Below are 13,189 nucleotides of genomic sequence, written 5' to 3' on the forward strand. Positions count from 1 at the left end.
TGTATGAGAATTGCTTTTATAGCACATGATAAAAAGAAAGATGATATGGTGGATTTTGTAAAAAGATATAAAGATGTTTTTGAAGGTCATGAAATTTTTGCTACAGGAACTACAGGAAAACTAATAAATGAGATGACAGGTTTAAAAGTTAATAGATTTCTTTCAGGACCTTTAGGTGGGGACCAGGAAATAGGAAGTAAAGTGGCACAGGGAGAAATGGATATAGTTATTTTTTTAAGAGATCCTTTAACTTCACAGCCTCACGAACCAGATATCGCTGCATTACTTAGAATCTGTGATGTTCACTGTGTACCTCTAGCTACTAATTTAGGTTCTGCAGAAGTTTTTGTAAAAGCACTAAAGTCACACAATTAGTAGACAAGCTATATTTTTTTAGTTAATAGTTAAGAATGAAGAATTAATAGTTAATGTGGATTCTTTTACGTTACATTTAAAACATAGGCTATTGGAGCTTTGCTTCAATAGCCTATGTTTTAGATTTTTTGAAGTGTTAACGGAAAAAAATCATCCATAACTATTAATTCTTAACTATTAATTTTTAATTATTGAAAGTATGCTTAAGTAATAAATAGGGTGCCCCTTAAATATATATAATTATGTGTATCATTTTAAATGGGGGAATCTATATTGGGAAATTATGATTCGGAATACCAAAATTATTATAATTCTTTAAAAGGAAGAGCCAATTATTCACCGCATCATGATAGAATGAGAAGTAGTGGAGGTTTCTTTTTCCAAAATAGTAATTATTTGGTCAAGAGAATTATAAGGGATCTAATAGGAGTTTTAGTGTTATTTGCATTTGTTATAGTTTGCAAAATTATGCAGACTCCACAGACTAAAAGTGTATATAGTTATTCTAAGGAAATTGTGGATGAAAATTATGATTATAGTAAGATAGAAACTCAACTCAAAAATTTAAATATGAATGATATTAAAAACGGGGCTGAAAATGTAATGAATCGAATTAGAGTAAATGAAGAAGAATAAATTTTAAGAGGTATTTTTGTGATTAAAATAAGTAAATATTTTATACCATATGTGATATTTCTGATTTTCGTAGGGTATAAAGGGAAACTTATTTATACTTTTATTATAGTTTTTTTCCATGAAATGGTTCATTATTTAGTTGCTAGATATTACAAGTTTTCTGGATTTGACATAGAATTTATAGCAATAGGAACAGTTATAAAACTTAAGGATCTAGATGAAGCATATCCAAGAGAGGATTTAATAATTTCAATTTCTGGTCCTGCAGCTAATTTAATTTTTAGTGCAGTTTTTTATTTTGCATATAAGAATTTTTGTTCAAGCCTTTGCTATATGCTTTTCTCTATAAATCTAGTTATAGGATTATTTAATCTAATACCGGCTTTTCCTTTGGATGGGGGAAGGATATTGAGAAGTGTCCTAAGCTTAAAAATGACTTATAAAAAAGCAAATAGAGTTATGATAATAACAAGTATATTTATTGGAATAGCACTTATGTTTATGTACATTCTCTTATTTTTAAATGGATATAGCAACTTTAGTATAGGAATAATAGGAATATTTATAGTTACTACTTCTTTAAGGGAAAATGAAAGGATATCATATATAATCATGGGGGATATAATTAAAAAAAGATATAAGTTTATAAAGAGAGGTTATATTGAAAATAGAACTTTATCAATACACTATAGACAGGATTTGCTTACAGCTATGGGGCTATTTGATAAGAATAAGTATAATATATTTATGGTCTTAGATGATGAGATGAATTTAATGGATACAATATATGAAGAAGAGATCATAGAAGGGTTGAAGTTATATGGAAATATAACTTTAGAAAAATTTATTGAAATATTAAATGATAAATAATACTTTTTAACCTAAGGAAGGATCAAGATTGTATAGATTTTGTCTTTGCCTTAGGTTTATATATTTTAAATTATTTTTGGTTATGCTAAAATATAGGAATGATACCTAAGAGGAGGATTTTTAATGAATAGAATTTCTGATGATATATTATTTAAAGTGGAAAAACCTGCCCGATATATTGGAGGGGAGATGAATTCCTATGTAAAAAATAAGGATGAAGTAGATATTAGATATGCATTTTGCTTTCCAGATGTATATGAAGTTGGAATGTCATACCTTGGTATGAAAATACTTTACTACATACTAAATGAAAGAAAAGATACCTATTGTGAAAGAGTATTTGCACCCTGGCCTGATATGGAAGAGCTTATGAGAAAAAATAATATATCACTTTATGGACTTGAGAGCAAAGATCCTATAAAGAATTTTGATTTTATAGGGTTTACTCTTCAATATGAAATGAGTTATACCAATATTTTAAATATGTTAAATTTAGCTGGACTTTCTGTTAGGGCTTCTGATAGAGGAGAAGAAGATCCTATAATTATGTGTGGAGGACCTTGCGCTTATAATCCTGAACCTCTCTTTGATATAGCAGATATGTTTGCTTTAGGTGAATCTGAGGAACAGATGAACGAGATTATGGATCTTTACAAAGAGTATAAAGGAAGAAAAAAGGAGTTTTTGAGGGCGGTATGCCATATAGAAGGTATATATGTGCCTTCTCTTTATGATGTAAACTATAATGAAGATGGAACTATAAGGGAGTTTAAACCGCTTTATGATGATGTACCACCTAAGATTACTAAAAGGATAATTAAAAATTTTAATGATGTGGAATATCCAGATAAAATTATAGTGCCTTATACGGATATAGTACATGACAGGATAACTCTTGAGACTTTTAGAGGATGTACCAGAGGCTGCAGGTTTTGTCAGGCAGGTATGATATACAGGCCTGTAAGGGAGAAAAAAACATCCAAACTTTTGGAAACAGCAGATAAACTTATAAAAAGTACAGGATATTCAGAGGTATCTCTTACTTCTTTGAGTATATGTGATTATTCAGATTTAAAAAATTTAGTCGTTAATTTCATAAATGAACATGAAAAAGACAAAGTAGGGTTATCCTTACCTTCACTTAGAATAGATTCTTTTTCTGTAGGACTTATAAATGAAATACAAAAGGTTAGGAAAACTGGACTTACTTTTGCACCAGAGGCAGGAAGTCAGAGGATGAGAGATGTAATAAATAAGGGCGTTACAGAGAAAAATTTGATGGATTCTGTAAGTAGTGCTTTTGAGTCTGGATGGTCTACCATAAAGTTGTATTTTATGATAGGGCTTCCCTACGAAACTATGGAAGATGTAAAGGAAATTGCGCATTTATCCCAAAAAGTAGTGGATGAATATTTTAAAGTACCTAAGGATAAAAGAAAAAAAGGATTAAAAGTGACAGTCAGTACTTCAATATTTGTACCAAAACCTTTTACGCCATTTCAGTGGACGGCTCAAATAAAAATGGAAGATGTTAAAGAAGAGATTAGAGAATTGAGATCCTCTATAAGCAGTAGACATATAGTATATAATTGGCATGAAAGTCCCTTAAGTTATTTGGAAGCTGTATTTGCAAGGGGAGATAGAAGGCTCTGTGAAGTACTTATTAAAGCTTACGAAAAGGGAGCTAAGTTCGATAGTTGGTCAGAGTATTTCAATTTTGATTTATGGGAAGAAGCTTTTAAAGAATGTAATGTGGATGGCGATTTTTATGCTTATAGAAATAGAAGTTATGAAGAGATACTACCCTGGGATTTCATAGATATAGGAGTAAATAAGAAATTCTTAATAGAGGAAAATGAAAAAGCTAAAAGGGCTGAAGTAACTCCGGATTGTAGATTGGGATGTAAAAATTGTGGAGTTAATGTTAATTTAGGAGGTAAATGCTTTGAGGGCACAGTATTTAATAAAGTTCAGTAAAAAAAATAGTATAAGATTCATAGGACACCTTGATTTATTGAGAACCATACAGAGGATGATAAAGAGATCAGAGCTTCCTATAGAATATTCTAAGGGATTTAATCCACACATAAATATGTCTATAGCACAGCCTCTAGCTGTAGGAGTTTATTCCTGCGGAGAATATATGGACTTATATTTTGAAGAAGAAGTTTTAGAAGATCATATTAAAGAAAAATTAAATGAAAGTGCACCTAGTGGAATAGAAGTGTTAAGGGTAGATAGGGTAAAAAATGTAGAAAATAAAAAAGTATTTAAATCCATGGCGGAAATAAATGCCGCTAAGTACATAATTAACATAAAATATAAAGACATAAGTAAACTTAAAGAAAACATGGAAAACTTAATGAAATCTACAACTTGGGATACAATAAAGAAGACTAAAAAGGGAGAGAAGGAAATAGATATAAAAAAATTAATAAAGGAATTGAATTATGATGTTTTTGAAAATAAACTTAGGCTAGAAACTGTGATAAGCTGTGGAAGTGTAGAAAATTTATCTCCAGAACTTTTATCAAGTTTTATACAAGATAATACTGAAAATGCTGACAAAGATTGTTTTATTGATATAATGAGAGAAGAAGTGTATGGTAAAAGACAAAATAAGTTACTCCCATTATATGAGTATGTATCATACTTATATTAACCTGAAGGAGAGGTGAACTATGGTTTGGAAGAAGTATTTGTTGAAAGAAGTGCGGAAGGTTTTTTGAGAATTGCTATAAAGGATAATGGTATTCTAAAAGAATGCCACATTCAGGAAGAAAAGGGCAATGCTTATCCGGGAGAAGTGTACATAGGTGTAGTTAAAAATGTAGTACCGGCTATAAAATGTGCTTTTATAGATATAAACTGCAGGAGAAATGCCTATATGTATATGGATAGCAAATTTAGAAATCTCAACTTAAAAAAAGGTGAAAAAATTTTGGTACAGGTGACAAAGGAGGATTACGGAAGAAAAGGAGCCAAAGTTATCAAAATTATAAGCTTGCCAGGCAAATATTGTGTTTTAAGTAATTTTAGTAAAGGCATGAGGTTTTCACAAAAAATACAGGATGAATCCTTTAAGAAACTTATACTGGAGAAAATAAAAATACCATTAGGTATTGGGGTAATGATAAGAACCGATGCCCAGAATGCTCCAGCAGAATTTATAAACAAAGAGATCCATAAATTGAATGATATATATAACAAAGTAAAAAATAAAGCTCAGTATGCTCTAAAGCCTGAACTCATGTTTGATAGTGGGGGTGCGCTGGGTGAAGTACTTAGAGATAGATTGTGGGATAGTAATTTAAAGATATATGTAAACAATGATGTGGATTACAAATATATAGAGGATTTCCTAAAGGGTGTATACAATGTAAATGCACACCTAGAACTGTATACGGGTGAAAAAACTCTTCTGTCTCATTATAATATGGAACATGAAATATTAAATTTACGAAATAATAGAATAGAATTAAATTGTGGTGGATATATAGTTATAAATAAAACAGAAGCTATGTTTGTAATAGATGTTAATTCGGGTAAAAACATAAGAAATAATAAAATGGATAAAACAGTATTTATAACTAATTTGCAAGCGGCAGAAGAAATTGCAAGGCAAATAGTGCTTAAAAATTTGAGCGGAATAATATTAATAGATTTTATAGATATGGAGGATGAGGTAGACAAGAAAAATGTTATGGACAAACTTAAAGCTGGCTTTTTAAATAGCAAAAGTAAGGTTGTTATATACCCTTTTACAGAGTTGAATCTAGTGCAGATAGCTAGAAAAAGACAGGGAAAACCAATATATGATTATATAGAGGAAGATTGCAGGTACTGTGATGGAACAGGAAAAAAAATAAAACTATCTTATATGATGGTTCTCATAAGAAATGAAATTTCAAATATAAGTTGTGACAGGGATGTAAAAGATTTTCACATACAGATAGATGTATCTTATGAAAAGGATATTAAAAATAATATGGATAGGTTCATAAAAGGTATAGGTGCTGGGGACAAGAGAATATATATTACTTACGAAAAGAAAGTATCTTATAAGATAGAACCTCTTGAGTTTATGAGCCAGATAGATCATCTGAAAGAGTTTAAAGTAAATTGAAAAAACTTTACAAACAATAACATATGTGTTAAAATGGCATTTGTAGACCGCTCAAAAAAGGTTTTATAAATTATAGAAAGAATTTTCTATATACCTTTTAGGCGAGACTGGATTGAGGAGGTGTTTTAAATGTATGCAGTTGTAGCTACTGGTGGAAAACAGTATAAGGTTTCAGAAGGAGACGTTATATATGTTGAAAAATTAGATGCTGAAGTTGATTCAACAGTTGAACTTGACAAGGTTTTAGTAGTAGGTAAAGATGACGCAGGTGTAGTTATTGGAAAACCTGTAGTTGAAGGAGCTAAAGTAAGTGCTAAAGTATTGGCACAGGGAAAAGCTAAAAAAGTTATAGTCTTCAAGTATAAGGCTAAAAAGGATTACAGAAAGAAGCAGGGACATAGACAGCCTTACACTAAATTACAAATTGAAAAAATTGATGCGTAATTATGATTGAAGCATTTTTTAAAAGAGAATCCTGTAATTTGGTTTCAGTTGTACTTAAAGGCCATGCAGAGTCAGTTAACCAGGGTTATGACATGGTGTGTAGTGCTGTTTCTGCCATATCTCAAACTACTGTAATAGGAATAACAGAAGTGTTAAAGCTTAAATTAAAGTACTCTATAAAGGATGGATTTTTAAGCTTTTCTTTAAAAGATATGAAAGAGGATGACATTTTAAAATGTCAGGTACTTGTGGAAACTATGTTACTTGGTTTGAAAAGTATTGAATTTAATTTTGGTGAATATATAAATGTAAAGGTAGAGGAGGTGTAATTTTATGTTAATTATGAATCTTCAACTATTTGCCCATAAAAAAGGAGTAGGTAGTTCAAGGAATGGTAGAGATAGTGAATCCAAAAGATTAGGTACTAAATCTGCTGATGGACAGTTTGTTTTAGCTGGAAACATATTGGTTAGACAGCGAGGAACAAAAATTCATCCTGGAACTAACGTTGGAAGAGGATCTGACGATACTTTATTTGCAAAGATAGATGGTGTAGTTAGATACGAAAGAGTAGGAAAGACTAAAAAGAAGGCCAGCGTATATCCTTTAAAGTTAGAAGAATTAGCAGCTGAATAGTATTATTAAGGCACCCTAATGAGGGTGCTTTTTTAAAATTCCTTATTTTAAGAAAAAAGTTGTATACTGTGGTTAGAGTGAATTACTTACTTATCTGTGGGAATAATAGAATTTAGAATAAAGTGATTTTTTAATTTAATATAATTAATTTTTGAAAGGAAGTGAGCGGCATGTTTGTAGATACAGCTAAAATATTTGTAACCTCAGGAGATGGTGGAGATGGATCCATTTCTTTTAGAAGAGAAAAGTATGTGGCCTTTGGAGGACCAGATGGTGGAGATGGCGGAAAAGGCGGAGATGTTATACTTGCAGCAGATACAGAAAGCACTACACTTTTGGATTTTGCATATAGGAAAAAGTATCGTGCAGAAAAAGGTGAAAATGGCTCAGGATCTAAATGTTTTGGAAGAAATGGAAAAGATCTTTACATAAAAGTACCTATGGGAACAGTTGTAAGGGATGTGAAAACGAATAAAATAATGGCAGATCTTGCGCATCCTGAAGACAAATGCATAGTTGCAAGAGGTGGAAGAGGCGGAAGAGGAAATGTAAGATTTACAACTCCTGTAAGGCAGGCACCAGATTTTGCTGAGCCAGGAATGCCAGGAGAAGAAAGATATATATCCTTGGAACTTAAGTTATTGGCGGATGTAGGACTTTTAGGATTTCCAAATGTAGGAAAATCAACTCTTTTGTCTATAGTGACTAAGGCTACACCTAAAATTGCAAATTACCATTTTACAACATTATCTCCTAATCTGGGAGTAACTAATATTTCGGGAATAAAAAGCTTTGTAATAGCAGATATACCGGGTATAATAGAAGGTGCAGCAGAAGGAGTAGGCCTTGGAATTGAATTTTTAAGACATATCCAAAGGACAAGACTTTTAATACATGTAGTAGATATATCAGGAATTGAAGGAAGAGATGCTTTTGATGATTTTACAAAAATAAATAAGGAATTGAAAAAGTATGATGTTAAACTTTGGGATAAGCCTCAGATAATTGCTGCAAACAAATCAGATATGCTATATGACAATGAACTATTTGAAAACTTCAGAAAAAAAGTTGGCAAGTTAGGATATGACAAGGTATTTAAAATATCTGCAGCTACAGGACAGGGTGTTAAAGAACTTATGAAGGAAGCTGCTAGGATACTAAGTACTATACCTGTAGAAAATATTGAAATAAATGAAGAAGATAAATTTGTACCTGAAGAAAAGAAATTTACTTATAACATAAGAAAAGAAGAAAATACTTTTATAGTGGAAGGAAGTTTTGTTGATAGGTTACTTGGAAGTGTCAATGTAAATGATCCTGACGAATTACGATATTTTTATAAAGTACTTAAAAACAAAGGAGTTATGCAGGAATTAATGGATATGGGAATTAAAGATGGGGATGTAGTTAAGCTGAATGATTTTGAATTTGATTATGTAATGTAATAAAAAAATAAATGGAGAGAAAATAGATGGTTAAAAAGGCTATTTTTGGGGGAACATTTGATCCAATACACAATGGACATATACATATAGCTTATGAAACTTTATATAGATTGGGAGTAGATAATATTGTATTTATACCGACAGGTAATCCTCCCCATAAAGCGAACAAAGATGTAACAAGTGCTTTTTTGAGATACGAGATGGTAAAGGCAGCTGTAGGTACGGAAAGTAAATTCTCTGTAAGTAAATATGAAATAAATAAACCTAATTTGAGCTATACGTATAATACCTTAAAACATTTTAATAAGGCTGAAAGGAAAACCAAATGGTATTTTCTAACGGGAGTAGATTGTCTAATGGACATTGAAAATTGGAACAGGGTAGAGGATATATTTAAGTTGTGTCAATTTATAGTATTTAATAGGCCGGGGTTTCCAGATTTTACTGCACAAAACATAAAAGAACAGAAAGAAAAAATAGAAAAAAAGTATTCTACTAAAATTATATATTTAGATGCTCCGCTATTTGATATTTCTTCTACAGATATACGAAAAAATATTAGGATGGGCAGAAATGTGAGTTATCTTCTTCCCGAGAGTGTTTATGACATTATTAAACAACATAATCTTTATAAACAGAGTCCTTGACGTCAGATGGAGTTTTGACTCCACCTGATGCTTATTAACAGGCTTCTTAGTGCTTCAGCACTTAGAAGGCGTTATCCTTTAGGGGGAATCGTTATCCAGGAACGTAGCTGCTCTTTATTACCACTTGGAGAAACGGGAATATTAGAGCAGGTAGTCATCGGATAAATGAAATTAAATAATTTTTTGGAGTGATAAGGGATGTGGAGTGAAGAACAGATCAAAGAATATTTAAATGAGAAGCTGAAGAAAAACAGATATGAGCATAGTTTGAGTGTACAGGATACGGCGATAAAGTTAGCTGAATTTTATCATGTGGATGTTAAAAAGGCAAGTACAGCAGGGCTTGTTCATGATTGTGCCAAGCACATGTCAAATGATGAAATTTTGTCTATGGCACATGAGAATCAGATTCCTATAGATGAAGTAAGTGCATTAAATCCTCAACTTCTCCATGGAAACATTGCTGCAGTGATAGCAAAAAATGTTATGGGGATTTATGATGAGGAAATATTGAGTGCAGTAGCTTGTCATACTACAGGTAAAAAAGATATGAATCTTTTAGAAAAGATAGTGTATATTGCAGATTACATAGAGCCTTTAAGAAATTTCCCGGGAGTAGAAATACTTAGAGAAGAGGCGTTTACAAATTTAGATACTGCACTTTTAGATGCCTTTAATAATACTATAAAAGTTGTAATTGATAGGGGACAACTCTTGCATGTAAATACAATTAGCGGCAGAAATTATTTGGTTTTTAAAAAAGCTAATAAATAGATTCTAATTGTATGCAAGTAAATACGCTATAATTAGTATATTATAAATTTTAAGCTTATTTTAGGAGGTTTTTTATAATGGAAAAAGAAATAATAAGCACAAAAAAAGCGCCAGGGGCTGTAGGACCTTATTCTCAGGCTGTTAAGGTTGGAAACTTTTTATTTACATCAGGCCAAATTCCACTGGATCCATCTACAGGAGAATTAGTCTCAAGTGATATTAAAAAGGCAACAGAGAGGTCACTTGAAAACATAAAAGCTTTACTAGAAGAAGCAGGAACATGTTTTGATAAAGTTATTAAGACTACTGTATATGTAAAAAATATGTCAGATTTTGCAGCTGTAAATGAAGTATATGCAAAATATTTTAAAAAGGATATGCCTGCAAGATCTTGTGTAGAAGTAAAGCTTCCAAAAGATGCATTGGTTGAAGTAGAAGTAATAGCATTAGTTGATTAATTGTAGAGTTTCTAAACGAAAAATAAACTTATACTCCGAATATTTTTACAATCACAAGTACGATTAAATGTTTTGATAAGTCTAAGCAGAAAATTTGCAAAAACATAAGGGCTTTTAAAAACTCGTACCTCAGACAATTTAAAAGCCCTAAGTTTTTTGTAAATTTTCCACTAAGACTTATATACAAAATATTTAAATGTACTTGTTTATTGTAAAATATTTCTACGTATAAGTTTATTTTTTAGTTAGAAACTCCTAACACTTCAGAAAACCTAAAGAAGATTATATAAAATCGTACCTCAGACATATATAATCTCTTAGGATTTTCTAAAATACCAAGCTAAGACTTATTTAAAAAGTTTTTAAAGGTGATTTCAATTTTGTCAGTATATTTTATGTATAAGTTCAAATTTCAATTAGAATCACTATATAAGGTTTATAATTTGAAGCTTATTAAAGTTTTGCGTGAGTAGCACTATATTTTAGATTTTCTGCAGTTTTAACGGAAGAAAATCATCCATAACTATTAATTCTTAACTATTAATTCTTAATTGTATTTAGCAGCTTGCTGTGGAAAGGAAAAGTTGTATGAAAGAAAATAAGATAGTATTTACAGTAGATGAAAAAGATGAAGGCTTGAAATTGAGATACTACCTGCAAAGAGTTCAGAGACTTTCAGGCAGACTTATAAAAGGGGCGGCCTTGAGTGGAAGGATAGAGATAAACAATAAAAGGGTAAAATTAAACCATATAGTAAAGTCAGGGGAAAGTATATCTTTAAACCTTGTAAAAGAGGAGTCTCAAAATGTAGAGCCTGAGAAAATGGATATAGAAGTAGCATACGAAGATGATGATCTGATAGTTGTAAATAAAAGACCGGGTATAGTGGTGCATCCTACAAGAAGTTATCCTTCAGGTACTTTGGCTAATGGACTTATGTATTATTTTAAAGAGAAGGGAGAAGACTGTATAGTCAGATTAGTAAGTAGATTGGATATGGATACTTCAGGTCTTATAATAGTTGGAAAAAATCAATTTGCTCATATGGCTCTGGCAAGAGACATGAAAAGTGAAGAATTTGAAAAGAGTTACATTGCCGTCATTCATGGAAAGATGGAAGAAAATGAAGGAACTATAGATTTGCCAATATATAGACAAGAAGGAGAAGACATAAGAAGAATTATAGATGAAAGAGGACAGAAAAGCATTACTCACTATAAGGTAATGAAGAATTTTAAGAATGATCAGTTATTAAAGCTTACGTTAGAAACGGGAAGAACCCACCAAATAAGGGTACATTTAAGTTATTTAGGTCATCCTCTTTATGGAGATACATTGTATGGAAAAGAGGACGACAGTATGTATATAAATAGGCAGGCACTTCATGCTTATAGGCTTAAATTTCCACACCCTAGAGGAAATAGGATATTGGAGCTAGAAACTGCTATCCCAGAAGATATTCTAAAATTAATAGAAAAAATAAGCTGAAACTCTATGTATTTTAAGTTTCAGCTTATTTTAATATAATTATTTATTAGAGAATACACGTCTTTTCAACACAAATACAACAGCTAAAATTATAATGATAGGTGGTACAGCGAGTAAATACTTATTTTTCATAATAATTTTTTGCATATTGTTAGAATTTAATACTTGTTTTTCACCATGAGTTATGCTGCTTGCAAGCTTTAATTTTCCTATTTCTCTTCCTTCAAAGGATATAGAAGCCTCATCAACTATATTTCCCTTTTTAAAGAATCTAAACATTAAGTTTTTATCCTTTAGGGTTACCTGTGGTACATTTGTATCATCTTTAGCTTTAATATAGTAAAAATCATAAGCGGCAATCAGTGGAACAGAAAGTCCATCTTTATTATAAGTTGTGACTAAAGCTCCTTTTTGGTACAATTTAGTAAAGGTAAAATTGTTAAATCCAAAATTAAATAGAGATACTGCGTCAGGAAAAAAAGTTTTATTTTTATCGTGAATTAGTGCCACTATAAGCTGTTGTCCATTTCTTGTAGCTGTAGATACATAGGAGTGAAATGATTGTATAGTATATCCTGTTTTACCTCCCAAGCATCCACTGTAATAATAGGTGGATTGTTTTTGTATTAATTTATTTTCATTCCATACTTCCCTTGGTTGTGGGGATTTGTTAGTAGCTGGAATAGTATAAGATATAGTAGTAGCTATCTTAGAATATTCAGGATGCTTAGATAGTGCTCTCATCATTAGAGCTAAATCTCTTGCTGAGGTTTTATGGTTTTCATTAAATAATCCAGTAGGATTTACAAAATTGGTATTTTTAGCTCCAAGTTCCTTAGCTCTTTTATTCATCTTAACTGCAAACTTATCCATAGTACCGCCTATATGTTCTGCTAGTGCCTCTGCACAATCGTTGTCTGAAGCTAGCAGCAAACCATATAACAAATCCTTTACAGTTAATTGCTCACCTTCACAAAGTCCAACTCTAGTTCCATCTACATTTGGTGGATTTTTACCGATTATAACTTTATCATTTAAATTTGTATTTTCAAGTGTTAAAAGTGCAGTCATTATTTTGGTAGTGGATGCTGGTGGATATGCAGTATCCGGGTTTTTAGAATACAAAAGCTGGCCAGTGGCTGCATCCAAAATTACAGCGCCATCAGCTGAAACAGGAGGAGGCATTTCTTTAGCATGAACTACTCCATAGGGATTATTAGAGCAAATAAGCAAAAACAGTAGTGCAAATGTGACTATTCTTTTCATTTTTTCCTCCTTTAGGACAATTCC

The 13,189-nt window shown here is 31.3% G+C and carries 15 protein-coding genes; 14 read left to right on the forward strand and 1 reads right to left on the reverse strand.

All coding sequences use genetic code 11. The annotated features are described in order from the left end of the window. Positions 1-3 precede the first annotated feature (3 nt). The 14 genes from mgsA (at position 4) to DMR38_RS03560 (ending at position 11,899) form a co-directional block, all read left to right on the forward strand. On the forward strand, positions 4-375 hold the full coding sequence (gene mgsA, locus DMR38_RS03490) for a methylglyoxal synthase (RefSeq protein WP_127720011.1): 372 nt from the start codon (positions 4-6) through the stop codon (positions 373-375). A 273-nt stretch (positions 376-648) separates the two neighbouring features. Beyond that, a complete protein-coding gene (locus DMR38_RS03495; RefSeq protein WP_127720012.1) occupies positions 649-1,011 on the forward strand; it encodes an endopeptidase in 363 nt (120 codons plus the stop codon). An 18-nt stretch (positions 1,012-1,029) separates the two neighbouring features. Then, positions 1,030-1,881, forward strand: a complete 852-nt coding sequence (locus DMR38_RS03500; RefSeq protein WP_127720013.1) for a M50 family metallopeptidase — start codon at positions 1,030-1,032, stop codon at positions 1,879-1,881. A gap of 123 nt (positions 1,882-2,004) precedes the next feature. Further along, positions 2,005-3,858, forward strand: a complete 1,854-nt coding sequence (locus tag DMR38_RS03505) for a TIGR03960 family B12-binding radical SAM protein (RefSeq protein WP_127720014.1) — start codon at positions 2,005-2,007, stop codon at positions 3,856-3,858. After that, positions 3,827-4,543, forward strand: a complete 717-nt coding sequence (locus DMR38_RS03510; protein WP_127720015.1) for a TIGR03936 family radical SAM-associated protein — start codon at positions 3,827-3,829, stop codon at positions 4,541-4,543. Before DMR38_RS03505 ends, DMR38_RS03510 begins: the two co-directional genes overlap by 32 nt. Positions 4,544-4,567: 24 nt before the next feature. Further along, positions 4,568-6,007, forward strand: a complete 1,440-nt coding sequence (locus DMR38_RS03515) for a ribonuclease E/G (protein WP_127720016.1) — start codon at positions 4,568-4,570, stop codon at positions 6,005-6,007. A gap of 129 nt (positions 6,008-6,136) precedes the next feature. Further along, a complete protein-coding gene (rplU, locus tag DMR38_RS03520; protein ID WP_013237406.1) occupies positions 6,137-6,451 on the forward strand; it encodes a 50S ribosomal protein L21 in 315 nt (104 codons plus the stop codon). 2 nt (positions 6,452-6,453) lie between these two features. After that, positions 6,454-6,780, forward strand: coding sequence for a ribosomal-processing cysteine protease Prp (locus tag DMR38_RS03525; RefSeq protein WP_127720017.1), 327 nt, complete (start codon positions 6,454-6,456; stop codon positions 6,778-6,780). A gap of 4 nt (positions 6,781-6,784) precedes the next feature. Beyond that, entirely contained in the window at positions 6,785-7,087 is a 303-nt protein-coding gene (gene rpmA / locus DMR38_RS03530; protein ID WP_013237408.1) for a 50S ribosomal protein L27, read from the forward strand. A 170-nt stretch (positions 7,088-7,257) separates the two neighbouring features. Further along, positions 7,258-8,532, forward strand: coding sequence for a GTPase ObgE (gene obgE, locus DMR38_RS03535; RefSeq protein WP_127720018.1), 1,275 nt, complete (start codon positions 7,258-7,260; stop codon positions 8,530-8,532). Between the two features lie 26 nt (positions 8,533-8,558). Then, positions 8,559-9,179: a nicotinate-nucleotide adenylyltransferase gene (nadD, locus tag DMR38_RS03540; protein ID WP_127720019.1), complete on the forward strand. Its 621-nt coding sequence runs from the start codon at positions 8,559-8,561 to the stop codon at positions 9,177-9,179. A gap of 198 nt (positions 9,180-9,377) precedes the next feature. Next, entirely contained in the window at positions 9,378-9,953 is a 576-nt protein-coding gene (yqeK, locus tag DMR38_RS03550; protein ID WP_127720020.1) for a bis(5'-nucleosyl)-tetraphosphatase (symmetrical) YqeK, read from the forward strand. Between the two features lie 77 nt (positions 9,954-10,030). After that, positions 10,031-10,411, forward strand: coding sequence for a RidA family protein (locus tag DMR38_RS03555; RefSeq protein WP_065078836.1), 381 nt, complete (start codon positions 10,031-10,033; stop codon positions 10,409-10,411). 588 nt (positions 10,412-10,999) lie between these two features. Then, the gene (locus DMR38_RS03560) at positions 11,000-11,899 is read left to right on the forward strand and encodes an RluA family pseudouridine synthase (protein WP_127720021.1); all 900 of its coding nucleotides are present in this window, start codon (positions 11,000-11,002) and stop codon (positions 11,897-11,899) included. A gap of 39 nt (positions 11,900-11,938) precedes the next feature. Here the strand turns inward: DMR38_RS03560 and DMR38_RS03565 are convergent, their stop codons facing one another. Then, entirely contained in the window at positions 11,939-13,165 is a 1,227-nt protein-coding gene (locus DMR38_RS03565) for a D-alanyl-D-alanine carboxypeptidase family protein (protein WP_127720022.1), read from the reverse strand. Positions 13,166-13,189 lie beyond the last annotated feature (24 nt).

Source organism: Clostridium sp. AWRP (assembly GCF_004006395.2).
Taxonomy (GTDB): domain Bacteria; phylum Bacillota; class Clostridia; order Clostridiales; family Clostridiaceae; genus Clostridium_B.